This window comes from Arthrobacter sp. Soil_C_60, from assembly GCF_057656375.1.
Genome location: NZ_JBDGKM010000003.1, coordinates 360170 through 384292 on the forward strand (window position 1 = coordinate 360170; position 24123 = coordinate 384292).

The following is a 24123-nucleotide window of genomic DNA, read 5'->3' on the forward strand; positions in this document are numbered from 1 at the left end:
ATCAGGCCGAAACGCTCCGACCGGTGAACGCCAGGAGCCGTTCCAGGCTTCCGGCCGTCTCTGCCACTGGCTGGGCTGCAGCGAAGCTGCCGCTGGCCCGGACCTGATCGGAGATGGTTTCTTCGGCAAGGCGCGTCACGTGGTCACTAACGACGTCGGAAACGTGGAGTTCCTGCCCGATGGCCTTTGCAAAGTCCCAGGCGTGCACGAGCAGCTCCAGATTTACGATGCCGGCCACGACCGTTGCGGGAAGTTCGGCGAAGCCCATGTCGATGGTGCCCTCGGCGCCCCTGCGGGTGAAGGCCTCCAGCGTTGGCTGGGCGAGACCGGCGATGCGCACCTCTGTTGAGGCGTCGGTGCGGTCGGTCGGGTCGGCGCCAAGCGCGGTGCCGACGCTTTTCAGGGATCCGGCCAGATGGTCCAGCAGTTGTCCGATGTTGAAGTCCTGGCACGGAGTGGGCTTGCCATAGTCCTCACTGGTGATGTTCCGCAGCACGCGGAGCAGCACAGCCAGCGAGGCGTCGGCTGCGCTGAAATGATCGATGGGATCCGGCGCCGCAGCCCAGTCGTCCGGGCCGGCTCCGGCGGCGGAAGATGTCTCGGCGGTGAGCCGGTCCAGGTAGTGGTTCCAGCCTTCGGCGTGGGCGGCGGCTTGTTCATCGGTGAGTCCCTCGTGCTCAAGCCGGAGCGAGGTGCCGGTCTCGTTGGGCTCGAGAGTGATGGTCACGGTTGATGCGCCGGGGGCGAGATCCATTCCGGATTCCCAGCCCCACGTGAAGACCACGCGCTTGCCGGGCTCGATCTCCTGGAAGGTTCCGGAGGCGTGGTGGCCCGGGGTGACGGTCCAGCGGTACTCGCCGCCGACCCGCAGGTCCACTCTGGCCGCGACGGTTTGCCAACGGCGCAGCCGCTCCGGATCAGTCACTAGGGCGAAGGCCTCATCGGCGCTAACCGGTAGGTGGATGGTCTTATCGAATTTCATGGCTACTTCTCTTTCCTATCCAGGAATGCTTTATCGGCCAAGGCTTCGGCGTCCGAAGCGAGCAGATCCAATTCGCGGGTCCAGAATTGCTCCACCAGCTCCCGAAGCCGACCCATGCCTGCTGCGTCGAGCCGATAGAACCTGCTGCGTCCTTCCTTGCGTGCAGTCACCAAGCCGGCCCGTTCCAAAGCCAATAGATGTTGCGAAATGGCCGAACGGCTCACGGCGAAATGGGCAGTGAGTTCACCCACCGATTGTTCGCCGCCTGCCAACAGGTGCAGCAGGCGGCGCCGGCTCGGCTCTGCGGCTACTTCCAACGGATCCATCACCGAATACGTTAGTCGTTGCTAACGTATCTGGCAAGAGGTTGGAGATGGCATCTGGCCGGCCGTTCGCCGTGATGCCAGAAAACACCGGCCGAAGCCGAACAGGCGGTGTCCGCACGCCGGTAATCTAGGGAGCCGGGTTGGAACGTGACCAGCTGACGACCGCCGAGACAGGGGGAGGCATAGTGAAGATCGACTTCAAGAAGCAGATCGAGAGCTACACCGCATTCCGGGGCAGGTTCTCGGTCGTCACAGTCCCGGTGATGCAATTCCTCATGATCGACGGCCACGGCGACCCGAACACATCACAGGCGTACGACGACGCATTGAAGACCATCTACCCCGTCGCCTACAAGTTGAAGTTCTTCAGCAAGGCCGAACTGGACCGAGACTACGCGGTCATGCCGCTCGAAGGCCTCTGGTGGGCTGAAGACATGGCGGCCTTCACAAGTGCCCGGGACAAGTCGCAGTGGGACTGGACGCTGATGATCATGGTCCCCGACTGGATTACGCCCGAACACTTCGAAGCAGCGCGGGAGACGGTGGCTTCCAAGAGCGGCGCCCCGTCACTCGACGCCGCTCGCCTCGAGCAGCTCGTCGAAGGCTCGAGCGTGCAGATTCTCCATGTCGGCTCTTACGACGACGAAGCACCTGTGCTCGACGAGATGCACAATCGGTTCATCCCCGACAACGGCTTCTGGATGGCCGGCAAGCACCACGAGGTCTATCTCAGCGACCCCCGCCGCACAGCCCCCGACAAGCTCAAGACCATCCTTCGCCAGCCCGTAGCGCGCATCTGACAGCAGCAAGATTCCCTAGAGCGCGCTGGCAGATGAACCGTCAGGAGTCGTAGTGAGCGACGGCGTCAGCCTTCACCGGAGGCTCTCGGAGGGCAAGCTCCTGTGCGATCTCAGGGATTTCGGGATCGGACAAGAACCTCTCGTAGTCCTCAATTTTCCAGTCGAAGAAAACCCACACCCGGTTGAGGTCATTGGGATCCCGGAACACGTAGGAGCCCTTACACCCGTACTCCCTTCTCTTCTCCACGCCCCTGGTCGAGAAAGTCTTTAGGAAATGATCGAAGTCGGCGACGTTGGCTATGGTGACGATCATGGCTCTTCTCCCAATCAAGGAGCCTACGGCGGATCGGGGGTTACGCTTCGTCGCGGACCAGCGTGAAGTGGGCGGCGGACACCGAGCTGGTGATGTCCGCGCGCCGGTAGTGCTGTATCTGATCGCCAAGGTCGGTGAGCAGCCGTTCGCCCGAACCGAGCAGGATTGGCACGATGCTGAGCTGCAGTTCGTCGACGAGCCCGGCCTGCAGGTACTGCCGGATGGTCGAGACTCCTCCGCCGAGCTTCACGTCGAGGCCACCGGCGGCGTCGATCGCCTGCTCGCGCGCGGCCTGGATGCCGCCCGTGACGAAGTGGAAGGTGGTTCCGCCGTCCATCTCGATCGGGGCGCGTTCGTGATGGGTGAGGACGAACACGGGGTGATGGAAGGGCGGATTGTCGCCCCACCAGCCAGTCCACGCGTCACTGTCCTCCCACGAACCCCGCACCGGTCCGAACATGTTCCGGCCCATGATCGTGGCCCCGATGCCGGCATCTGAACGCTCGGCAATGTCGTTGTCCACGCCCGTTTCGCCGTCGTCGCCCATGCCGTGTTTGCTCCGGAACGCCCGGGTGGGCAACACCCATTCATGCAGACGTTCGCCACCCACACCGAGCGGGTTATCCATGCTCTGGTCCGGGCCGGCACCGTAGCCGTCGAGGGATATGCAGAAAGGAGCTACGCGCAGCTTGGACATCATGTTTCCTTCGTTGCAGCCCGTTACTCGGTCGCTTCGGACTCCGGGGTCTCTTCCAGGTAGCGCTCGCCGTGGCCGGCATCGCGCACGGTGAATTTCTCTTCCATGTACTCCATGGCCGCGGCATCAACCGGACCTGGAGGTGTGACGGGGTCATCCGTGTTGGTACGGTCGGCATCGCCGTAGACCTGGGCGAGGCCCTTTGCGTCGGGAGTGACTTCGCCGGGCGAAAGCACTTCTTCGTCCCGTGACACGCGGCCTGCGTCGTCCGAGTTCTCTTTCCGTTCCTGACTCATGGTTCTCCTTCGTCCAGGGCAGGGTACGCCCGGTTCCAGCTAACCACTTCAGCACCGGGTGATGGGAGGAATCGGCAAATTCCCAGCCAAATCGGCCTCCCTAATGATCCAGACGTTACTGGCGCTAAGGGCTATGGGCGAAAGGGGGCGTCCCACCTTTGCTTTTTGCTGTTCAATGCACGGATTGCTGGCAACGAGCTTACGGTCATGTCACACCGCTAAAGAGTCAGACAGCCATGGCAAGATGCAGACATGATCACCCTTGATGCAGAGAAACTACTCGCCTATATGGATGCCAAAGGTCTCTCTATAAAGGAACGGTGTTGCCGCGTGTGAAGGCGATGATCGCGGAATGGCCGGATGCCGAGACGACTTCCGGTTTTCGCAATCGGCTGGATCGGGGCCAGCTTTCGACTGTCATCCGATGGAGGGGACAGGAGCGGCTCGATCAGATAGACGACATCGTCAAAGTCTTCGAACGTGACAGCTTTCGTGTTGAGACCGTAGAGGATCTCCGCAGTCAGCTTGGCGATGAGGCCCAGCGGCCCATGCTACGGAAAGCTCTGCGCGATGTGAAGCACGTGGGCCCAAAGACGATCGACTACATCGATATCTTGGTCGGCCTTGAAACCGGAACGGCCATTGACGTGCGGATACGTCAGCACATGCGTTCGGCGGGCATTTCCAATCTTTCTTATAGTCACGTTCAGGCTGTTATTCGGGCCGCGGCCGACATCAGGCAATGGCGTCACGGTGATACGGACGCAGCTTTGTGGAACGCATGATGGAACCGACATCAGGCCCACATGCGGCGTCACCCGTAAGGTCATCGGTTGAGCTGACCTGGAGTGTCCCAAAACTGGCGGAGGAGGCATGGAGTGCAACTTCAGCCAGGCAGGGCGTATACAAGTGGTTCCTGCGCGGCTCACTTCCGGAGCGTTTCGAATGGGCTGATCACCTTCGGGTAATTACTGAAGGTGACCTCTTATACGTCGGTAAAGCAACCAACCTCAGAACCCGTGCCAAGCACCATAAATTACAGACTTCGAAATCTACTTTTCGCCGTGCCTTGGCCGCGCTAATGGGATTACAAGCTGAATGGTCCGGAAAGTCGGCGCACCCGCGTCTAGTTCCGCAGCACGAAGAGGTGCTCAGCGAGTGGATGCGAAACAACCTCACGATGACGTTCGCGGAAGTTCCTGAACCTATGCCGCTCAAGTCAGTGGAAGAGAACTTACGAATGGAACTGCGGGCACCTCTTAATCGAGATGGATTGACGCCTGAACAGCAGCATGTAAGTGCTGCAACAGGAGTCATGCAGCGAGTGGCCATTGGAGCAAGGGAACTGCGCTAATTTTCAATACTCCCTTCCAAGCTTGTCCCAAGGAGGGCTCATGGAGAGTCGGATTCGGATATTGGATTGTTGCAAATGACTTATGCCAGCTGTCGCTACCTTTGTGAATTAGGTGAGCGGCCGGCGTCGTTGTTTGTGCTTTGGTATTCAAAGCCGTACGTTTCGCGGCGGATGGCGGTGTTGGGCTCTGGCGTGCGGTGATAAAGTCAGAGACAAGTATGCCGTTCCGCCGTTGCTGCTGCGGGGCTGGCCGCCGATCCGTCGCAGGGCGTCTCGGCCCCAGAATTTCACTGCCGGTAAGCCGGCTTGGGGCGTTGCCGTCCCGCCATTGCAGAATCACATAGAGATCGGATCCCATGACTAGGACTTCACGCCACTCCGCGCCCGCTGGAAAGCAGACCCCGCCGAAGCTCGACAAGGGCGCCATGCGCATCGTGTCGCTGGGCGGGCTGGAGGAGATCGGTCGCAACATGACCGTGTTCGAATACGGCGGCAAGCTGCTGATTGTCGACTGCGGCGTGCTGTTCCCGGAGGAGCACCACCCGGGCGTGGACCTGATCCTGCCCGACTTCTCCTACCTACGCGACCGGCTGAACGACATTGTCGGCGTTGTGCTCACGCACGGGCACGAGGACCACATCGGCGGCGTTCCGTACCTGCTGAAGGAACGCTCGGACATCCCGCTGATCTCCGCGAAGCTCACGCTGGCCTTCATCAAGACCAAGCTGCAGGAACACCGCATCACCGCCAAGACCGTGCAGGTCAAGGAGGGCGACCGGAAGAAGTTCGGGCCGTTCGACCTGGAGTTCCTGGCCGTGAACCACTCGATCCCGGACGGTATGGCCGTGGCCATCCGCACCGGCGCCGGGCTGGTGCTGGCGACGGGCGACTTCAAGATGGACCAGTTCCCGCTGGACGGCCGGATCACCGACCTTGCCGGTTTCGCACGGCTGGGCGAGGAGGGCGTGGACCTGTTCCTGCCGGACTCCACGAATGCCGACGTCCCCGGTTTCCAGATCTCCGAGCAGGACCTGGCGCCGGCGATCGACGAGGTGTTCCGCACCGCACCGCGCCGGATCATCGTCTCCAGCTTCGCCAGCCACATCCACCGCATCCAGCAGGTTATCGACGCCGCCCACCTGTACGGGCGGAAGGTGGCCTTTGTGGGCCGCTCGATGGTCCGCAATATGAAGACCGCCCGGGAGCTGGGCTACCTGAACGTGCCGCGCGGCATGCTGGTGGACTTCAAGGAACTGGACAAGATGGCGCCCACGAAGGCCGTGCTGATCTGCACCGGCTCGCAGGGCGAACCGATGGCGGCGCTGGCACGCATGGCGAGCCAGGACCACATGATCGACCTGACCGAGGGCGACACCGTCCTGCTGGCCAGCTCGTTGATCCCGGGCAACGAGACCTCCATCTACCGGCTGATCAACGACCTGACGAAGCTCGGCGCCAACGTGGTGCACAAGGGCAACGCCAAGGTCCACGTTTCCGGCCACGCCAGTGCCGGCGAGCTGGTCTACTGCTACAACCTGGTGCGCCCGCGCAACGTGATGCCGGTGCACGGCGAGCACCGCCACCTGAAGGCCAACGCCGAGCTGGCTGTCCGCACGGGTGTGGACCCGAAGAACGCCCTGGTGGTCGAGGACGGCACGACCATTGACCTGAAGGATGGCGTGGCCCGCGTTTCCGGTCAGGTCAAGGCGGACTACGTGTACGTGGAGAACATGATTGCCGGTGCCGCGACCGAGGAGTCGCTGCAGGACCGCATCCGGCTGGCCGAGGACGGCGCTGTGACCGTGCTGGCGATCGTTAACCCGGACACCGGGAAGCTGGAGGAGGACCCCGAGTTCTTCCCGGTTGGGTTTGCCCCGGCGGACGGCGAGCTCGAGAAGGCCACCGGCATCATCGAGAAGACCCTTGCCGGAATCAAGGGCGACAGGACCGGCCCGGGTGCCGAAAAGGCGATCGCCGAGGCGCTGCTGCGCTGGTCCGACCGCCAGTTGCGGCGCAAGCCCGTGGTCACCGTGGTGATCGTCGAGGCCTGATTTGGCTTGAACACGTGAAAACGCCCGGCCGGGGTAATCTGGCCGGGCGTTTTCGCGTGATGGGAAGGCCGCCGGTTTGGACTACCTCTTGGAAGCCCGGTAGCCGGCCTTTTGCGCCGCCGACTGTGTGGAGAAGCAGATCTCGGGGCTCGTCCTGCTGTAGAACGCCCCGCCTGGGACGTGATAGATACCGCTGGACTCGTTGCCCTTGATCGGAGCCCAGGATGGGCAGGTGTTACCCGAGGGAATCATCGAGGTCCGCTGCTTGACGCGGACGGATTTCTTGTAGGAATTTACAGCGTTGTATTTGCTGGTCGGCGTGACTTTGGCCCACCAAAGTCCTGAGCGCGAGGTCCGGACCTTCGTCGAGAACTGCCCCTTGTCGTTGCCGGCGACCGTTTTGACCTTGTACGCCTTGGCCGCGCCCGCGGGATCGAAATAGATCTCCACCCTCGGCTTCGTATACGCGGTCCACTTGGTACCCGCCTTGCGCTGCACACTTCCCTTGAGCGTGAAGTTCTGGCTCTTGTAAACGGAGGTAGGGGCAGTGAAGCTGACGACCCGGGTTGCGGCCTTTGTCGCAGCTTCGGCTGGCGTGGCAACGAGGCTGACCCCGCCGAAGGTCACTGCCATTGCCACAAAGAGCGCACAGAGGCGCCTGAACTTATTCATTTTTCCCCCAACGGAAAGTTTGATGTAACGAACAATCAAAGGATAGCGGCAGCTGGCCCTGAATGGGCTAACTCGACCAAGAGCTCCGCTTGCCCGTATCTGTTCTGGCGCAATGTGCGCACCTGCACTGCACCGGCCGCCACCCTGACTTGGCTCAAGACAGTCTTGATCACCACGGCCTAGGCCGGTCTCAGCTGTGCCGCACGACCCAGCACCCACCGGCGGCAGGCCGCCGGCCTCTCGTGGTTGCTCTTTCTTTGTGGCATCTGTCCGGCCGGCCCTCCATGGCCAGCCCGCTGCGCGAGCCCGAGAGCGGACCCGCGCTCGCTGGTGGAACTGAACTGGCGCAGGCGATCGCCTGGGGTACGTGGACTCGGCATCCGTCGTGTTCGACGTGATCGCCCTGCCCGCAAGAGACCCCTCTGACCGCAGCCGGTCGCGCGGCGGGCAGACGTCCGGAATGACCGCCCTCTGCTCACTCCAGCAGAGTGAATCCTGATTCATTACGTGTCTTCCCAAGTGCCGCCAATACGATCTGGAGAAAACCCATCGCCTCGAGTTCCCTCGCGCGCGAAAGGGGCCCGACGTCAACCGCCCGTAGCCCTGCCGCCTCGATGAGGGCCGCAACTGCGATTTTCGCCTCGGCGTAGTCTCCGGCGAACAGGACGGCCGTTGGCGTTGTGCCGTTCGTGCCGGTGGTAAGCGTGTCACCGAGATTGACGTTGAACGCTTTCACGACTGCCGCGCCTTCGGGGAGCTGTCTGGCGAGCTCGGCGGCAGTGGAGGAATCGGCCGGCACCTTCAACTCATCGTACGTGGTGAAATCGATGGGGTTGCTGATATCGATCACGACCTTATCGCTGAGCTGCTCCCGATAATGCTCAAGAATGCTCGGATATGCCCCATACGGAACTGCAAGCACGACGAGGTCGCCGGTGAGCTCGTCGCCAATAGCACCGTACGTGACATCCGAACGCTCCCGGGACGAGCTCGCCGTACTGCGCCTGATGATCTGGATACTCGCTCCGGCCCGTGCTGAGACTTCAGCAATCGCCGAACTCATCTTGCCGCTGCCAATAATGCTGATCGATGTCATGCGAACTGGACCCTCCTAAATTGTTTGAGCGCCTTCTCGGCTACTTTCAGCGCGTCGTAGTCGAATACCGCGCTTCGGCGGAAATCTCGCCCAACGCGCAGGTCTGCGTCACGCTTATTGAGGTCCGCGAATTCATACTGCGCATCGAACATGGCACCAGCTCTCCGGGAACCGTGCTGCAGGATCGCCGTGCGCTGCATGCGAACCGAGGTGTAGCGCCTGAACGCTTCGGGGATGTCAGCGGGGCAGTCGGCATCTTTCAGGAAGATGGCAAGGGCCATGCTGTCTTCGATCGCCTGGTTCACCCCCTGACCCTGGTGCGGCAGCATCGTGTGCGCTGCGTCGCCGAGGAGCGTGATCGGCCCGCGCGACCAATTGGTGAGGGGTTCATGGTCGAACAGGCCCCACCAGAAGGTCTTCTCGATGGCCCCGATGAAGTGATGGAGCTTCGGGTCCCAGTTCTCGCCCGCGAACTCGGCGGCGAGTTCACTCACCTCCGCCGGGCCAGACCAGGGCCCCTTTAGAGGCCTGTCGTTGGGAACGCCGGCGACGAAGTTGAACAGCTTGCGCTGCTGCAGCGGGTAGCACATGAAATGCCTCTGATTGCCCATCCAAACCTGGCTGATCATGGGCCAGTCATCGGGGAGAAGGGACGCGTCAACGACTCCGCGGTAGACGATGTATCCGGAGTAGACGGGATCTGGGAACTGCATCACGGATTTCCGCACCACCGAGTGGATACCGTCCGCTCCGACCACGGCATCGAAATCCTCGTGTGCACCGTTCTCGAATTCGACGCGAACGCCCGAGTCCAGCATCTGAACCGACGCCAATCGATGGCCAAGACGGATTATCTCGGGATCGACTTCTTGAGCCAGTACATTGATGAGGTCTGGCCGATACATCCCGATGTTTTGATATTGCTGCGCCGAATCTTCCCAGGCCGCGTCGGTGACAAGGTTGCCCATGGCATCCTGGTAGACACCGTGTCCGTCCGGAATCGCTCCTGCACGTTTGACCGGCTCAAGCACACCGAGCGTGTCGAGCACGCGCTGGGCATTCGGTGCAACCGTGACGCCTGCGCCCACCTCGCCCAGCTTGCTGGCCTGCTCGAACACCGTGACCTGGACGCCGGCGATCCGCGTCAGAGCGATCGCTGCGGTGAGCCCGCCCATCCCTCCCCCGATGACCGCGATTCTGGTGGTATCACTTACCATTTCTTCTCCTTCATTGATCTGCGCGACACGTGCGCCGCCTTACGGCTTCCCTGCGAGCACACTGGCGGCCTCGCTCCGCGTGAACATCGTGGCTCCGCTTGCTTGCTCGATCTCATGGTCGGGCCCGAGTCGGATGCCGGAGCGATCCCGCAGGCACAGCGTCGCCACGCCCCCGAGGAGGGAAGCGGTGAGGAGGTACCCGGAGACTGCAGCGGTCGTGCCCGTGGCATCGAGCAGCATCTGCGCGATCATAGGTGCGAAAGCCCCACCGAGGACCGATCCGATCGCATAGGTGATCGAGACGCCCGAGAAACGGATCGACGCCGGGAAGATTTCGGAGTACCACGCGGCCAGCGGGCCGTAGGTGAGACCGAGGCCGGTCGAGATGAGGACGAGCGCGGCGTAGAGCCCGGGCAGCCCGCCGTGGTCGACGAGCCAGAAGATAGGGAAGACGACGGCGGCCTGCAGAGCGAAGCCGATGAGGAAGGTGTTCCGCCGGCCGATCACATCGGCCAGGTAGCCCGCGATGAGCGTCGAGAAGAACCAGACTACCGCCGCGACTGATGCCGCAACGAGCACCGACGTGGTGTCGAGGCTCTGCACGTTGATCGCGTACCTGTTGAGGAACCCGCCCGTGGTCATGTAGCCGAGCGTGCCGTTGCCCGCAAACACGAGCGCAGCGAGGATCACGAGGTGCCAGTGGCGCTTGAACAGCGCCACTATCGGGACACTCTTCTGCTTGCCGCGCACGGCGATCTCCGCGAACACCGGGCTCTCCTCGACCGAACTGCGGATCACGAAGCCCACAACGATGAGCACGATGCTCACGAGGAACGGCACACGCCAACCCCACTCGAGGTAGGCATCGCCCGGCGAGATGACGCCGGTCATGAGGGCCGTCATGCCCGACGCGAGAAGGAAGCCGAGGGGGACTCCGAGCTGCGGCCAGGAACCAGCGCGGCCGCGGCGATTCGCGGGGGCGTGCTCGACGGCCATGAGCACCGCTCCGCCCCACTCGCCGCCGGCGGAGAGACCCTGGAGGATGCGAAGGATGAGCAGGAGGACGGGCGCGGCGATGCCGATCTGGGCGTAGGTGGGCAGCAAGCCGATGAGCGTCGTCGCAGCGCCCATGAGCACGAGCGTAACGACCAGCATGGCGCGCCGTCCGATCACATCACCGAAGTGCCCTGCCAGGAACGCGCCGAGCGGGCGGAAGAGAAAGGAGATGCCGACCGTGGCAAAGGAGAGCAGCACACCGATCTCCTTGTCAGCGGGCTGGAAGAAGAGCTGGGCGAACACGAGCCCTGCGCTCGTCGCGTAAATGAAGAAGTCGTACCACTCGATAGTGGTGCCGATGATCGTCGCGAAGGCGATTCGGCGCTGGGAGGTGGGATTGCCGGCGGCAATAGAGGAGTTCATCGTCGTCCCTAACGTCATTGTTGCCCCTCCATCAAGAGGGGATCGGGAAGCTGTTGCTCCAATAGTGGGACGCTTTCCTCTGCATGTAAATCACAGTAATATGAGGATATAGTTCGATCGAGTCGAAGAAGTCGGGAAGGGGTGTTATGGCCGAGGTGAGCCTGAGGCAGCTTGAACTGTTCGCGGCCTTGCCGAACTTCACTACCCTCAGCGCCGCCGCAGCCCATCTGCATATTTCGGAGTCAGCGCTGTCGCATGCCATCACGAGTCTCGAGAAGGCGGTGGGGGAACAGTTGTGCGTGCGCCGCAAGGCGCGGGGCCTCACTCTGACTACGACTGGCCAGCAATTCGCCAAGCAGGCTCGCCAGATCGTCGCTGACACGCAGGAGCTTGTTCTGGGCGCCCGTCGGGGACAGGAACTGCGGGGTCCCGTGAAGCTCGGCTGCTATACGAGCTTCGCCACAAATGTGGTCCCCGAGCTTCTCGATGGCTTCCCGAGGAGGCATCCCGGAGTGCACATCGAGATCATGGTGGGCACCAACGAAGAGCTGCTCTCCGCACTCGAGGCGGGGCGTCTCGACGTGGCACTCGTGTACAACGTGTCTCTGCCTGTCGGGTACCATCGCCGCAAGATCTACGCGACTGAACTCGAGGTCCACCTGCATCCGAGCCATCCGCTCGCGGCGACCAGCGCCGTCGACCTCGCGGATCTCGCCAGTGAGCCCTACATCCAATATGACGCGACCCCTGGTACCGTCAACGTCACCGATGCATTCACCGCGCGCGGTCTCGAACCCAGGATCGAAGCCCGTGTCAGCCAGATCGGCCTCGTCGAGGCGCTCGTGGGCCGCGGCGTGGGCTATGGCCTGCTCATGTCGCGGCCCAACAGGCTCCCGATGAGCACCGAGGGGCGGCAGGTTGTCATCCGGCCCCTCGACCCACCCGTCACGGTCTCACACGTGGTCGGGATCTGGCCTGAGGACATGAACCTCACGCCGCGCGCCTCGGCTCTTCTTGACTTCGCGGTGGAGAAACTCGGCGGCTACGGCCGCGCCGATCTCGTCTCGAATCCAGCCGGGGCCGACGGCACGTCGGCATCCGCAGGGATCCCGTACTCCTAACCCCCATCGAGGAGCGCGCGTGGTCACCCAGGCGAACAGGAATCCTTGATCAACACGGCCTAGGGCCGTTTTCCACCTAGCGCCGTTCGGAGAGGCGCACGGCCAGCAGCCCGCCGACGCCGAAGGCCAGGGTCGCGGCGAGGACAAGGAGCAGCGGCGCGGACCAGCCGCCGGTGACCGAGTTGAGCCATCCGGCAAGCGGCGGCGCGCAAGTAGCGGCCAGGTACCCGCCGGACTGGATGCGTGCAGAGGCCGAGGCCGCCTCCTTGTCGCTGCGGGCGATGCGCGGGATGAGGGAAAAAATCGCGGTGAAGCCGCCGCCTTGGGCGATGCCGCCGATGATCGACCAGAGTACGTAGGCCTCCGGCGCGATGAGCAGTCCGATCGGCAGCGTGACCCAGCAGAGTCCGATCACGGCGACCGGAATCCATGTGCGGGTCCGGGCCGCCAGCAGCGGCACGCCGAACGCGCCCGCGATGGCGGCAACTTGGAACAGCGAGGCCGTGGCACCTGAGGCGGTCAGGCCCAGTCCCCGTGTCTCGGACAGCAACAGCGGCAGCCAGGCGGTGGTGGCATAGTAGGCGGCGGACTGACCGCAGAACGCCAGGATCAGCAAGCCGACGATCCGCCGGTTGCGGTTTCCAGCAATCGCAGCCCCGGGGCCGTCCGAAGCGGGCTCCGCCGTCGTTCGCTTGGTTCGCGTCCCCTCGGGCACGGACTTCGCGGCATCCGCGCGGGTACCTAGCTGCCGCCGTCCCCACACCAGCCAGTAGGCAAGGCCCGCCGCGATGACCACGCCCCACGAGGCGATCGCCCACCGCCAGCCGAAGAGTGCCGCGAGCGGCGCGGTGCCGAGCAGGGTGGCCATCGAGCCGACGTTCATCGCGGCCGAGTACGCGCCGGTGACCGTGGAGACCTGCCGCCAGGACACGTCGCGCCGGATGATGACCGGCACCACGATATTGCCCAGCGTCATGGCGATGCCGATGAGCGCCGTCCCCGCGAGTACGACGACGGCGGGGCCGGCCGAGCGGATGATCGTTCCGGCAAGCACGCCGACCAGACAGAGGACGACCGTTGCCTCCGGGCCGAAGCGGCGGATGGTGCGGGTGGCCAGCGGGGTGGCCAGGGCGAAGAGCAGCACCGGCAGCCCGGTGAGCAGGCCGGCGCCGATGGCGTTGAGGCCGGTGCCGGCCTGGATCTCGCCGATCACCGCCGTCGGCGCGATGATCGGGGCGCGCAGGCTCAGGGCCAGGACCACAATCCCGGTGATCACCCAGGGCAGGGCGGGGCGAGCGGCTGATGGGCGGTGCGTAGGAGCCTCCTTGGCGTTGGTGGGGCGTGGGCGTCGGCGCCGCGGGCGGGGCTGTCCGGGTCCATCAAAACCATATGCCACGTGGGACCGGGAACGTCTTCCCTGCCGCCGCGGGTGGCGCTAGCCTCGAGTTGTGACCCCTGATGAACTGGCCGACCTGGCGCATCTGCGCCGTGCGCGCGACCTGATCGACCGGGACTACGCGCGTCCGCTCGATGTGCCGACAATGGCGGCCAGGGCGCTGATGTCGCCGGCCCATTTCTCCCGCCGGTTCAAGGCCGCGTACGGGGAGACGCCCTACAACTACCTGATGACCCGGCGGATCGAGCGGGCCATGGCGTTGCTGCGCTCCGGCATGAGCGTCACCGATGCGTGCATGACGGTGGGCTGTACATCGCTGGGCTCGTTCAGCACGCGCTTCACCGAAATGGTGGGGGAGGCCCCGAGCACCTACCGCGGCCGCGAGCATGATGCGATGGAGGCGATGCCGCAGTGCATCGCAAAACTGCTGACCCGGCCCCCGCGGTTCGGATCGAGCAGGATCGAAGAAGCGGCCGCCTCGGCGCGGACGTAGCTTGGCTACATGACTATTTCACTGCAGTACTGCCAAATCACTGTCAACGATCCCGAGGAGTCCCTCCCGTTCTACCGCGATGGCCTGGGACTGGAAGTCCGCAACGATGTGTCCGGCAACGGCTTCCGCTGGGTCACCCTCGGCAGCGGCGCGGAGCCCGCCGCCGAGATTGTGCTGTCCGCACCGCATGCCGGCCGCTCGCAGGCCGACGGCGACATCCTCCAGGAACTGCTGGTCAAGGGCGTCCTGCCGATCATCGTGTTCCGGACCGACAATCTGGACGCCGCCTTCGAGAAGCTGGTGGCCGCCGGAGCCGAGGTCCTGCAGGAGCCGATGGAACAGCAGTGGGGACCACGCGACTGCGCGTTTCGGGATCCGTCCGGCAACACCGTACGGATCACACAGAACGCGTAACCTTCCCATCCGAAACCGGCGGCTGTCCACACAAGGTGGGCGGCCGCCGTCGTACTTTTCTTACGACGACGACGACGACGACGACGACGACGAGGGCGGGCCGGACGCTGCCGGTTTCACACGCAAAGTCAGGCGGGGAGGCCGAGCATGTGGGCGCTTGCTTCCCAATGCCGGCGGACGAGGTTGTCATCGGCGGCCTGCGGGTTGGTGCGGCTGATCCGGCGGCGGTCGCTGTAGTAGCGGCCGGATTCCCAGTCCGTGCCGGGCGTGCCGGTGCAGAAGTAGGCAAGGTTGGCGCCGCCGCGCTCGGGCGTGATGAGGAAGCGGCTGAGCGCGGTCCGGTAAACGTGGCGGAGGTAGCTGGTGGTTTCCGCGGCGAAGTTTGTGGCGACGTTTCCGGGATGGAACGCCACCGCGGCGAGGCCCTGGGCGCTGTAGCGCTGATGCAGGCCGCGGGTGAAGAGGATGTTGGCGAGCTTGCTGTTGCCGTAGGCCTTGTTCGGCGTGAAACCGTTCCAGGTGTTCGGATCGTCGATGTTGATCCGGCCGAAGAGCTTGGCCGCGACGCTTGAGGTGTTGACGATGCTGGCGCGGCTGTCAAGCAGGACATCGAGGAGCTCGTGCGTGAGCAGGAACGGCGCGAGGTGGTTGACCTGGAACGTCTTCTCGAACCCGTCGCCGGTGCGTTCGGGGCCGGCGAAGAGGCCGCCGGCGTTGTTGGCCAGGACGTCGATGCACGGGTAGGCGGACTTCAGGTTTTTCGCGAGGGTGCGGACCTGGTGGAGGTCCTGGAAGTCGGCGGTGAACCAGTCGGCGCCCAGCGGCTTGGCCACGCGCTCGGTCTTCTCCGGGGAGCGCCCGACGAGGACTACCTTGTCGCCTTGGGCATGCAGGATCTGGGCGGCGGCCGCGCCGATCCCGTCGCTCGCGCCGGTGATCACGATGGTCTTCGATGCGGTCATGCGCGTTCTCCTTGGCAGAGGTGGCAGGGAATTCCCTCCTTAACCGTAAAGCCAAGCACCGCCGTCGTAATTCCTGCAATAAGGTTGGTGCATGCCCGAGATGCCTGAAGTGCAGGGACTCGTTGATTTCCTGCGGCTGAAACTCATCCCGCCTGACGCCCCGCCGGCCACGATCGCGCAGGTGGAGGTGCTGTCCTTCTCGGTGCTGAAAACCGCGGATGTCCCGCTGGATGCGCTCAGCGCGGAGCCGCTGTCCGGCGTCGAGCGCCGCGGCAAGTTCATTGTGCTCACCGCCGGTGGCGTGCACCTGGTGATGCATCTGGCCAAGGCCGGGTGGCTCCGCTGGTCGGACGCGCTGAAACCGGGGCCGCTGCGGCCGGGCAAGGGGCCGATGGCGCTGCGCGTGCGGTTCGCGGCCGAGGGAGAGGAAAAACCAGGGTTCGACTTGACGGAAGCCGGCACGAAGAAGTCGCTGGCTGTCTACGTGGTCAAGGATCCCCTCGACGTGTCCGGTATCGCACGGCTGGGACCGGACGCGCTCGACGTCGACTATGCGGCTTTTGCGGAGATCGTCATCTCGCATCGTGGCCAGATCAAGGGACTGCTGCGGGACCAGTCGGCGATCGCCGGCATCGGCAACGCGTACAGCGACGAGATCCTGCACGCAGCGCACCTGTCACCGTTCGCCAACGCCGCCAAGCTTGATCCTGACGAGGTGACAAGGCTGTTCGAGGCCATGCACGCTGTGCTGGCACACGCGATTGCCAGCGCTTCGGGCCGCCCCGCGGCCGAGCTGAAGGACTCGAAACGGAAAGCGATGCAGGTGCACGCCCGCACAGGCGAAGCCTGTCCGGTGTGCGGGGACAGGATCCGGGAAGTGTCCTTCGCGGATTCCTCGCTGCAATACTGTCCTACCTGTCAGACCGGTGGCAAGCTGTTGGCGGACCGAAGGACGTCGAAGTTCCTGAAATAAGAAGTCCCTCTAATAAGCCATGACCGTTCCGGTAGAGGCGGAAGGTGGGTGCTCGTCAACTCCTTGGTCTCCCATGCGGAGGGCGAGACAATGAAGTCGAAGGAGGTTCCGATGGCTAGAGTTTTCAGCCGGAAGCGCAGACGCAGAGACGACATCCTGAGAGCTGCAAATCTCGAGTTGATCGAAGCCAAGGAAGACGGGAGCTTCCTCGTGACACTCCCTTCCCGAAATAATGAGGTCGTACAAGTCGGGGACTACACGACTGCGCGAATTTTGGAGGAGACCGAACGGATTATCGCGGTTGCGGACAAGAAGCTCACAACGGCGTGAGGCAGTTCGGCCGCGATCATTCGTACTGTCACTGCACGTTCCCTAACGCCCGGCCGCGTTCGAGCGACTCACGGCCGTAGGCTGGAACCCGAGACGTGAGTAACCGGGAGGGTGGAATGTCAGAGACGACGGTGGCCGAGGTGATGGCCGAGCTGGCCGCGCTGGAGGATCCGAAGATGCGCGAGGCGAATGAGAAGCGCGGCGACGACCACGGCGTGAACCTCAGCAAGCTTCGGGCGGTCGCGAAGCGGCTGAAGACGCAGCAGGACGTCGCGCGCGAGCTCTGGGCGACGGACAACACCGCGGCGCGGCTGCTGGCCCTGCTGGTTTGCCGGCCAAAGGCCTTCGAGCAGGACGAGCTGGACGCCATGCTGCGCGAGTCGCGCGCCCCCAAGGTGCACGACTGGCTGGTGAATTATGTGGTCAAGAAGAGCCCGCACGCCGAGGAATTACGCGTGAAGTGGACCGCGGATGCGGATCCCGTGGTCGCGAGTGCCGGCTGGGCACTGACCACCGAGCGGGTGGCGAAGAAGCCCGAGGGACTTGACCTCGCGGGGCTGCTCGACACGATCGAGGCGGAAATGAAGGACGCTCCGGACCGCCTCCAGTGGGCAATGAATCACACGCTGGCGCAGATCGGGATCGAGCATGCCGAGCACCGGGCCCGGGCGCTCGACATCGGCGAACGCCTGGAGGTGCTCAAGGACTACCCGACGCCGCCGAACTGCACCTCGCCGTTCGCGCCGAGCTGGATCAACGAGATAGTGCGTCGGCAGGCCCTCGTCTAACGCGACGTCCGCCGTGACGGGGAAGCACAAGGTTTATCACTTCCCCGTCTGATCCGAATTCGCGCTTGTCTAGGAGGCGTACTCCACAACAGCGCGGATAACGTCGCCCCGGTTGAGTTCCGCATAACCTTCGCGGATTTCGTCCAGCCGATACCGATGGCTGATCAGCTCGTCGAGCTTGAACTTGCCCTGCCGGTAGAGATTCAGAATAGTGGGTACATCACGCCGCAGCGAGGCCGAGCCCATCACAGTCCCACGGACCGTTATCTCGTTCATGACGAGTTGATTGACCGGAAGGTCGAGCCGGAAGCGGGTTGGGTCACCCAACGCAGCTAGAACCAAACGCCCGCCCTTGTCCAGTGCGGCCAAAGCCTGCGCGATCAAGGGCGACGCCGGGACAGTAATAATCACGACGGTTGCCTGGCGGCCGCCGGTCGCATCACGGATGAAGGCCGAGGCGTCCTCGATCGAAGTGAACGCGGCGTCGGCTCCGAAGTCCTCGGCGCGGCCCAGCTTCTGCTCGGAGAGATCGACGGCGACAATCGTTGCCGCACCGGCAATGCGGGCTCCCTGCAGGGCATTGGTGCCTACGCCTCCCATTCCCACAACGACGACGTGGTCTCCGGCCTTCACCTTGCCGGCGTGGACGGCGGCACCGTATCCCGTGGGGATTGCGCAGCCGAGCAGGGCGGCGACCTCCATGGGAATATCCTTGGGGATCACTACGCAGGAGGTAGCGGGGACGATTGAATACTCGGCGAAAGTTCCGACAAGGCTCTGCGCGTTCAACGGTGTGCCGTTCTCATGGAATCGAGGCTGGCGGTCTCCCGCCTGAACGTTCGCGATCTCCTCGCACAAGTTCGCCTTATCGTCGAGACAGTACCGGCAGAGGCCGCAGCTGGGCCGGAACGTGAACACCAAGTGGTCGCCTGACTCAATTCCTTGGACACCTTCGCCCACCGCGACCGCGATGCCTGCTCCTTCATGACCTCCGACGAATGGGAACTTCGCAGGGAGCTCTCCTTGGCGGATGTGTTCGTCAGTGTGGCAGAGGCCCGCCGCGCCCATACGGACGAGCACTTCGCCGGGCCGGATTTCCTCTTCCCGCAGTTCGATCTCGCGCACTTCCCACTCGCCGCCAATTTCGTCGACGACGGCTGCTTTGATTTTCATTTCTAATCCAATCCGATCCAAGTAGTCTTCACTTCGGTATAGGCATCCAGTGCTTCCTCGCCCATTTCCCGACCCCAACCGGAGGCACGCATGCCTCCCCACGGTGCAGCAGGGTCCAATCCAGACACCGTATTGATTCGCACGGCGCCGGCGGAGATCTCTTGTGCCAGCCGGTGCCCGCGGCCCAGATTTTCCGTCCACACAGAAGCGGACAGACCATATTCCGAATCGTTGACTCGTGCGACGACCTCGTCTTCGTCTGAGTAGCTCATAACAGGCATGACCGGTCCGAAGATCTCCTCGCGTGCAACCGCCATGGACTCATCGACCGAGGTGAGCAGCGTAGGAGCGTAGAAGCTGCCGGCTGCAAGCTCACCAGCCAGTCTTCCGCCGCCGGTTACGGCCTCCGCACCGGCATCCAGAGCGGAGCGGACCAACGCATCAACGCGCGACAGATGTTCCTCACTGTTCAGCGGACCCATTTGGGTTCCTGCTGCCAGGCCCGGACCTACCTTGAGCTGGGACAGCGAGGCAGTAGCGCGCTCGACGAATTCGTCGTAGCGGGACTCATGGACGTAGAAGCGGGAGAGTGCACCGCATACCTGGCCAGCATTATTCGTGACGTTGGCGATGTTCTTCGGCACGGACTTCTCCAAGTCCACATCGGGACATATAACTGAGGCGGCTTTGCCGCCGAGTTCCAGGGAAACCCGTTTGAGATTGCCTGCCGCGCCCCGGACGATGGAGCGGCCCACCGCCGTTGACCCGGTGAAGGAAACCTTGTCAATCCCTGCATGCTCGACCATTAGCCGCCCGGTCTCACCGCCGCCGGTCACGATATTGACCACGCCCCGGGGGAAACCTGCGTCCTCGATGATTTCCATCAGCCGCAGCGTGGTCAGCGACGTTTGCTCGGCTGGTTTGAGGACTACGGTGTTCCCCGTGGCAAGGGCTGGCGCGAGCTTCCACGCGGCGATGAGAAGCGGAAAGTTCCACGGCGTAATTAGCCCGCACACTCCCACAGGGACGCGTTGGGTATAAGCCATGGCGTCCGAACGGGACACGGAGGGGACACGGCCATCGAGCTTGGTGGTCCAACCGGCGAAATAGCGGAAGTGGGCCGCCGCGCCGGCGGCTGACATGTTCGCCGCCAGGCCTACGGGCTGACCCTGGTCCAGCGCTTCGAGGCGAGCCAGTTCATCGCGGTGGAAGTCAATGAGCTCTGCCAAACGCCACAGCAGTTCACCGCGCGCTGCGGGCAGCATGCCGGCCCAATCGCGGGAAGACAGGGCGGCGCGGGCCGCGTTGACTGCCGCGTCCACCTCAGCGCTGCCAGCGGCAGCGATTTCAGCAATCTGCTCGCCTGTCGCCGGGTTGACGGAGGCATAGACCGGCCCGGAGGCGGGCTCCACCCACTCTCCACCAATGTGATGGCGGCCCAGTCCGCCGATGTTGGCGCGAAGCTGGGACTTGATGCTGACTTCTTCTAATAGGTTCATGGCACATACTCCTTCGGGGTTTCTTCGAGGATTCCAGCGCTTTAGCCATAGTTCAAATACCAAAGAGTAGCCCTAGGTATAGTCTCTGCATATGGATACAAGACTGCTTCGGTACTTTCTCGCCATCGTGGAGGAAGGGTCGATATCCCGTGCAGCCAGTCGTTTGCACATGACACAGCCCCCGCTGAGCGCCGCATTGATTCAGTTGGAAAAGGACCTCGGCGTCGGGTTGGTGAAGCGGACGGCCAGAGGGATCGTGCCGAGCGCGGCAGGTCTGGCCCTGACGAAGTACGGGTATGAACTGCTGGCTTCCATGGATGATGTACGGGAACGGTTGCGGCGCATCGACGAAGGTAGAACGGGGGACTTGAGTCTCGCCGTCGTGCCTCCGTTCCTTTGGGGGCCGCTGCCGGACCTGCTGCGCCGGTTTGTCGTTGCAGCACCTGATGTGGACGTTTCGGTAAGTGCGCCGGCTCCCTTGGAGGTGCTTGAGGCTGTCCGCTCCGGGAAAGCCGACCTCGGGGTCGTGTCAGTGACGGAGACCTCGGAATTACGTGAGCGCTACGGAACAGAGCTGCATATGGCGCGCGCCGGGAGCTTTGCGCTCCTTGCTGCACTTCCGCCCCGGTTTGCCGGCGCGCCTGACCCATTCGATTTGACCAGCTTGGATGGCGAGACCTGGATTATGGCAAGATCCACCCTCGGTGTTGCAAGTCTTCCGGAGATTGTTCGGGACGCCTGGCGGGATCACCGCGTGCGGCCCCGGCGCGAACGTATCGTCGAATCCGTGGGCACGGCTATGCCATTGATCGCTGCGGACCTCGGGGTGGCGCTAGTGCCCGACCCGGTGCGCAGCATGCCTGGTCAGGCAGTCCTGCTGCGGTCCCTGGCGCAGGACCTGCCTCCACTTGAGTCAACGGTTGTCTGGAGCCGGAAGCAGGAGCCCACCGCGGCCATGCGACGTTTCCTGGCGATGGCAATGGCATAGGCGGTTTCCGGAAGATATCACCTAGTGCCGGGCGTACATCAGCTATAGGTTCAACCTATGAGGTACCCAAGTAAAACATTCTTGCCGTATGGCCGGGAGCCTGACAGGGTTTGAGTTAGCCAAATCACACCCACTCGCGGCGGCCGTCTTTGCGCCGCTGCATCAGGAGGATTCCAATGAAGCGTCGTTCGTTCCTTGGGGCATTGGCCGCAGTCCCGCTGCTAGCGGCCTGCGGTGCCCAAGCTGCACCCGGAGGGGCCGCGGGTAGTTCCGCGGGCGCGGCGGCAGGCTCCGGAAAACTGACTATTGGGATGATCCCGGTGGCCCACTTCGCTCCGGTGTACATCGCCCAGCAGGAGGGATTCTTCAAGGCTGAAGGTCTCGAGGTTGCCACGCAGCCCATCCAGAGCGCAGCTTCCATCGTTCCGTCGGTCGTCAACGGCCAGCTGAGCTTCGGTACGTCTGCTGGAACTCCTTTCATCAACGCGGTCGCCAAACGACTGCCGATACGGGCAGTCGCGCCTGCTGGTGCAAATCCTGGTGCGCCCGAAGAAGACACGATCGGCATCCTCGTAGCGTCGGATGGGCCGAAGTCACTCGCCGAGCTGGCGGGTCAAACAATGGCTGTCAACGCGCAGGGATCCCAGCCGCATATCGCGGCAGCAAAAGTCCTCATGGATGCTGGGGTGGACCCAAGCTCCGTTCGGGTTGTCAGCATGCCGATGGCCGATTCGCTCGCAGCCCTGAAACAGGGAACAGTGAAGTCCGCGGCTATGGCTGAACCGTTCGTGACCCTCGGACAGGAGCAGGGTGCCCGCCTCCTGTCACCGCTGTATTCCCTCGCCTTCAAGAACACAGGAATGGAGTCGGTGTACTTCGCCTCGCAGAACTTCATTGACTCGCGGCGAGAAGAGGTCGACGCATTCAACCGAGCCCTCGTCAAAGCTAATCAGTTGGCGAACGAGGACAGTGCGGTGCTGCTGGAGGTTCTGCTCAATAAGTTGGAAATGGAGGAAGGGCTGGCGAAAAAGATGGTGGTCCCGACCTTCGGGACAGATCTGAAAGCCGATACTCTTGTCGAAATTTCAGAGGTCATGGTTGAGACCGGGTTCCTGCCGGAGGCAGTCCCCGCTGAGAAACTGGTGCTTGCGTGAGCATGGGCAGTGTGGGAATCCGGGTAGGAAAGGCGGACCAAGGCGGCCGCCGCCGTACGAGAACCAGTGACGGAGTGTTGGGGCTGGGCGCCGTACTTGCCGTCCTGGTGCTCTGGGAATCACTGTCCCGGACCGGCATCCTACCTGCCATCGCGTTCCCTGCGGCGAGCGAAGTCCTGGCCAGATTAGGTAGCCTCTTGGCCGCAGCCACTTTCTGGTCCGCGGTTGGACAGACGGTCCTCGGGGCCGGAGCCGGGCTGCTGATCGTCTCAATCATCGCGGTCCCGCTCGGGATGGCCATTGGCCGGAGCCGTTGGATCGACCGTTCCACCCTGCTGGTGATCGAGTTCCTCAAACCAATTCCGCCCGTTGCATTGTTGCCATTAGCGCTGTTGTTCTGGGGGCCGTCGCTGACCATGAAAGTCTTCCTGGTGGTCATGGGTGCTCTCTGGCCGCTCATGGTTCAAGTGGCCTACGGCGCGCGTGGTCTCGACAGGACCCAGCAGGACTTTGCGCGATCGTACCGTCTGGGACACCGGCGAATGATCCGGCACATTCTGATCCCGACGCTGCTGCCGTTCGGCCTCACCGGCCTTCGAGTATCGGCGAGCATCGCCGTCGTCGTTGCTGTGGTGGCTGAGCTCATAGGTGGCGCACCCGGCATGGGGCAGGAAATCGCGATGGCCCAAAACGCTGCTGACCTGCCCACTATGTACGGCTACATCATCGCGACGGGAATCCTCGGATTGACCGTCAACGCGATGTTTACCTTGGCTGGCAAGCCGCTGCTGTTCTGGCACCCCTCCCAACGAATGAAGGAGAATCACTGATGCGTTTCCTTCTGCGCGACGCCGGGCTGCTGCTCTGGCTGCCCGCTGTGGTCCTGCTGGCCTGGTGGTTCGGCACCGCCAACTCCACCAACATCTACGTACCGTCCCTGCAGATAATCCTTGAAACGTTCGCGCGCGATTGGCTGGGGGAGAGGTTCCTTACCGACGCACTGCCAAGCATCGGCAAGTTCCTGACCGGCTTTTGTATCGCCGCAGCCGGAGGCATCCTGCTGGGCACGATGATCGGACTTTCCCGAAGGCTCGGCGCGGCACTGGATCCCCTCATCCAATTCTTCCGGGCCATCCCCCCGCCGGCACTCCTGCCCGTGGCTTTGCTTCTGTTCGGGATCGGCGCCCCGATGAACATTGCAGTCATCGTCATCGGCGCCATCTGGCCGACGCTGTTGAATACGATCGACGGCGTGAGATCCCTCGATCCGCAGCTGCAGGATATGGCGCGCTCCTACCGGCTCTCGACCCGAAAGCGGATTTTTCAGGTTCTTCTCCCCGCGGCGTCACCACAAATCTTCGCCGGCCTCCGCGTGACTTTGCAGCTGTCCATCATCCTGATTGTCGTGGCCGAAATGTTCGCCTCCACTGCCGGAATCGGCTTCTATGTGCTGAACTCCCAGCAGCTATTCGCGATCCCCGAAACGTGGGCGGGTACGATCCTGTTGGGGATGCTCGGCTACGTCGCCACAATGGCCTTCGTCCTCGTCGAGCGCCACGTCCTGGCCTGGCACCACGGCCTGTTCAACTCCCTCGAGAAAGCGTGAGCA

At 63.3% G+C, this 24123-nt stretch carries 27 protein-coding genes; 14 read left to right on the forward strand and 13 right to left on the reverse strand.

Translation table 11 applies throughout. From position 1 onward, the window contains the following. Position 1 precedes the first annotated feature (1 nt). Together AC3A4M_RS08465 and AC3A4M_RS08470 are read right to left on the reverse strand one after the other, a co-directional pair. Entirely contained in the window at positions 2 to 982 is a 981-nt protein-coding gene (locus tag AC3A4M_RS08465) for a TIGR03086 family metal-binding protein (protein ID WP_498735214.1), read from the reverse strand. Between the two features lie 2 nt (positions 983 to 984). Further along, positions 985 to 1308, reverse strand: coding sequence for an ArsR/SmtB family transcription factor (locus tag AC3A4M_RS08470; RefSeq protein WP_498735215.1), 324 nt, complete (start codon positions 1306 to 1308; stop codon positions 985 to 987). 140 nt (positions 1309 to 1448) lie between these two features. Between AC3A4M_RS08470 and AC3A4M_RS08475 the strand changes: the two genes are divergently transcribed. After that, entirely contained in the window at positions 1449 to 2108 is a 660-nt protein-coding gene (locus AC3A4M_RS08475) for a GyrI-like domain-containing protein (RefSeq protein WP_498735217.1), read from the forward strand. 40 nt (positions 2109 to 2148) lie between these two features. Here AC3A4M_RS08475 and AC3A4M_RS08480 read toward each other — a convergent pair whose 3' ends face one another. The 3 genes from AC3A4M_RS08480 to AC3A4M_RS08490 are packed head-to-tail and all read right to left on the reverse strand — an operon-like array spanning position 2149 to position 3414. Then, a complete protein-coding gene (locus tag AC3A4M_RS08480; RefSeq protein WP_498735218.1) occupies positions 2149 to 2421 on the reverse strand; it encodes an antibiotic biosynthesis monooxygenase family protein in 273 nt (90 codons plus the stop codon). Between the two features lie 40 nt (positions 2422 to 2461). Beyond that, positions 2462 to 3118 carry a dihydrofolate reductase family protein gene (locus tag AC3A4M_RS08485; RefSeq protein ID WP_498735220.1) on the reverse strand — a complete coding sequence of 219 codons (657 nt, stop codon included), beginning with the start codon at positions 3116 to 3118 and terminating at the stop codon, positions 2462 to 2464. A gap of 23 nt (positions 3119 to 3141) precedes the next feature. Beyond that, entirely contained in the window at positions 3142 to 3414 is a 273-nt protein-coding gene (locus AC3A4M_RS08490; RefSeq protein WP_169992651.1) for a hypothetical protein, read from the reverse strand. Between the two features lie 332 nt (positions 3415 to 3746). On the opposite strand from AC3A4M_RS08490, the gene AC3A4M_RS08495 reads away from it, so the two are divergent. From AC3A4M_RS08495 to AC3A4M_RS08505, 3 genes are all read left to right on the forward strand, one after another. Further along, a complete protein-coding gene (locus AC3A4M_RS08495; protein WP_498735221.1) occupies positions 3747 to 4199 on the forward strand; it encodes a hypothetical protein in 453 nt (150 codons plus the stop codon). Continuing rightward, positions 4196 to 4768, forward strand: coding sequence for a GIY-YIG nuclease family protein (locus AC3A4M_RS08500; protein WP_498735575.1), 573 nt, complete (start codon positions 4196 to 4198; stop codon positions 4766 to 4768). Before AC3A4M_RS08495 ends, AC3A4M_RS08500 begins: the two co-directional genes overlap by 4 nt. A 356-nt stretch (positions 4769 to 5124) precedes the next feature. Next, positions 5125 to 6819 carry a ribonuclease J gene (locus AC3A4M_RS08505; RefSeq protein ID WP_498637128.1) on the forward strand — a complete coding sequence of 565 codons (1695 nt, stop codon included), beginning with the start codon at positions 5125 to 5127 and terminating at the stop codon, positions 6817 to 6819. Between the two features lie 81 nt (positions 6820 to 6900). Here the strand turns inward: AC3A4M_RS08505 and AC3A4M_RS08510 are convergent, their stop codons facing one another. The 4 genes from AC3A4M_RS08510 to AC3A4M_RS08525 form a co-directional block, all read right to left on the reverse strand. Beyond that, the gene (locus tag AC3A4M_RS08510) at positions 6901 to 7491 is read right to left on the reverse strand and encodes a sunset domain-containing protein (protein ID WP_498735223.1); all 591 of its coding nucleotides are present in this window, start codon (positions 7489 to 7491) and stop codon (positions 6901 to 6903) included. A 475-nt stretch (positions 7492 to 7966) separates the two neighbouring features. After that, positions 7967 to 8587, reverse strand: a complete 621-nt coding sequence (locus AC3A4M_RS08515; protein ID WP_498735225.1) for an NADPH-dependent F420 reductase — start codon at positions 8585 to 8587, stop codon at positions 7967 to 7969. Then, a complete protein-coding gene (locus AC3A4M_RS08520; protein WP_498735227.1) occupies positions 8584 to 9804 on the reverse strand; it encodes an FAD-dependent monooxygenase in 1221 nt (406 codons plus the stop codon). Before AC3A4M_RS08520 ends, AC3A4M_RS08515 begins: the two co-directional genes overlap by 4 nt. A 39-nt stretch (positions 9805 to 9843) precedes the next feature. Next, positions 9844 to 11223 (reverse strand): MFS transporter, encoded by a 1380-nt coding sequence (locus AC3A4M_RS08525; protein WP_498735229.1) that lies wholly within the window; start codon positions 11221 to 11223, stop codon positions 9844 to 9846. Between the two features lie 146 nt (positions 11224 to 11369). Between AC3A4M_RS08525 and AC3A4M_RS08530 the strand changes: the two genes are divergently transcribed. After that, positions 11370 to 12344 carry a LysR family transcriptional regulator gene (locus tag AC3A4M_RS08530; protein ID WP_498735231.1) on the forward strand — a complete coding sequence of 325 codons (975 nt, stop codon included), beginning with the start codon at positions 11370 to 11372 and terminating at the stop codon, positions 12342 to 12344. A gap of 76 nt (positions 12345 to 12420) precedes the next feature. Here the strand turns inward: AC3A4M_RS08530 and AC3A4M_RS08535 are convergent, their stop codons facing one another. After that, positions 12421 to 13629, reverse strand: coding sequence for an MFS transporter (locus AC3A4M_RS08535; protein ID WP_498735576.1), 1209 nt, complete (start codon positions 13627 to 13629; stop codon positions 12421 to 12423). 163 nt (positions 13630 to 13792) lie between these two features. Between AC3A4M_RS08535 and AC3A4M_RS08540 the strand changes: the two genes are divergently transcribed. Continuing rightward, positions 13793 to 14233 (forward strand): helix-turn-helix transcriptional regulator, encoded by a 441-nt coding sequence (locus AC3A4M_RS08540; protein WP_498735233.1) that lies wholly within the window; start codon positions 13793 to 13795, stop codon positions 14231 to 14233. Positions 14234 to 14242: 9 nt separating this feature from the next. Then, positions 14243 to 14647: a VOC family protein gene (locus AC3A4M_RS08545; protein WP_074699991.1), complete on the forward strand. Its 405-nt coding sequence runs from the start codon at positions 14243 to 14245 to the stop codon at positions 14645 to 14647. Between the two features lie 128 nt (positions 14648 to 14775). Here the strand turns inward: AC3A4M_RS08545 and AC3A4M_RS08550 are convergent, their stop codons facing one another. Next, on the reverse strand, positions 14776 to 15609 hold the full coding sequence (locus AC3A4M_RS08550; protein ID WP_498735235.1) for an SDR family NAD(P)-dependent oxidoreductase: 834 nt from the start codon (positions 15607 to 15609) through the stop codon (positions 14776 to 14778). A 91-nt stretch (positions 15610 to 15700) separates the two neighbouring features. Between AC3A4M_RS08550 and AC3A4M_RS08555 the strand changes: the two genes are divergently transcribed. From AC3A4M_RS08555 to AC3A4M_RS08565, 3 genes are all read left to right on the forward strand, one after another. Further along, entirely contained in the window at positions 15701 to 16582 is an 882-nt protein-coding gene (locus AC3A4M_RS08555; RefSeq protein WP_498735237.1) for a DNA-formamidopyrimidine glycosylase family protein, read from the forward strand. A 111-nt stretch (positions 16583 to 16693) separates the two neighbouring features. Continuing rightward, the gene (locus tag AC3A4M_RS08560) at positions 16694 to 16912 is read left to right on the forward strand and encodes a hypothetical protein (protein ID WP_498735238.1); all 219 of its coding nucleotides are present in this window, start codon (positions 16694 to 16696) and stop codon (positions 16910 to 16912) included. A gap of 116 nt (positions 16913 to 17028) precedes the next feature. Continuing rightward, positions 17029 to 17700: a DNA alkylation repair protein gene (locus AC3A4M_RS08565; protein WP_498735239.1), complete on the forward strand. Its 672-nt coding sequence runs from the start codon at positions 17029 to 17031 to the stop codon at positions 17698 to 17700. A gap of 69 nt (positions 17701 to 17769) precedes the next feature. Here the strand turns inward: AC3A4M_RS08565 and AC3A4M_RS08570 are convergent, their stop codons facing one another. Together AC3A4M_RS08570 and AC3A4M_RS08575 are read right to left on the reverse strand one after the other, a co-directional pair. Further along, a complete protein-coding gene (locus tag AC3A4M_RS08570) occupies positions 17770 to 18873 on the reverse strand; it encodes a zinc-binding dehydrogenase (RefSeq protein WP_498735240.1) in 1104 nt (367 codons plus the stop codon). Between the two features lie 2 nt (positions 18874 to 18875). Further along, positions 18876 to 20372 (reverse strand): aldehyde dehydrogenase family protein, encoded by a 1497-nt coding sequence (locus AC3A4M_RS08575; RefSeq protein ID WP_498735241.1) that lies wholly within the window; start codon positions 20370 to 20372, stop codon positions 18876 to 18878. Between the two features lie 91 nt (positions 20373 to 20463). Here AC3A4M_RS08575 and AC3A4M_RS08580 point away from each other — a divergent pair, with 91 nt between their 5' ends. The 4 genes from AC3A4M_RS08580 to AC3A4M_RS08595 all read left to right on the forward strand — a co-directional run bounded on the left by AC3A4M_RS08580 (position 20464) and on the right by AC3A4M_RS08595 (position 24120). Then, the gene (locus tag AC3A4M_RS08580; protein WP_498735242.1) at positions 20464 to 21360 is read left to right on the forward strand and encodes a LysR family transcriptional regulator; all 897 of its coding nucleotides are present in this window, start codon (positions 20464 to 20466) and stop codon (positions 21358 to 21360) included. 176 nt (positions 21361 to 21536) lie between these two features. Next, positions 21537 to 22514, forward strand: coding sequence for an ABC transporter substrate-binding protein (locus AC3A4M_RS08585; protein ID WP_498735243.1), 978 nt, complete (start codon positions 21537 to 21539; stop codon positions 22512 to 22514). Between the two features lie 2 nt (positions 22515 to 22516). Beyond that, a complete protein-coding gene (locus tag AC3A4M_RS08590; protein ID WP_498735577.1) occupies positions 22517 to 23344 on the forward strand; it encodes an ABC transporter permease in 828 nt (275 codons plus the stop codon). Further along, the gene (locus AC3A4M_RS08595) at positions 23344 to 24120 is read left to right on the forward strand and encodes an ABC transporter permease (protein WP_498735245.1); all 777 of its coding nucleotides are present in this window, start codon (positions 23344 to 23346) and stop codon (positions 24118 to 24120) included. The genes AC3A4M_RS08590 and AC3A4M_RS08595 overlap by 1 nt, the downstream gene beginning before the upstream one ends. The last annotated feature ends 3 nt before the right edge of the window (positions 24121 to 24123 follow it).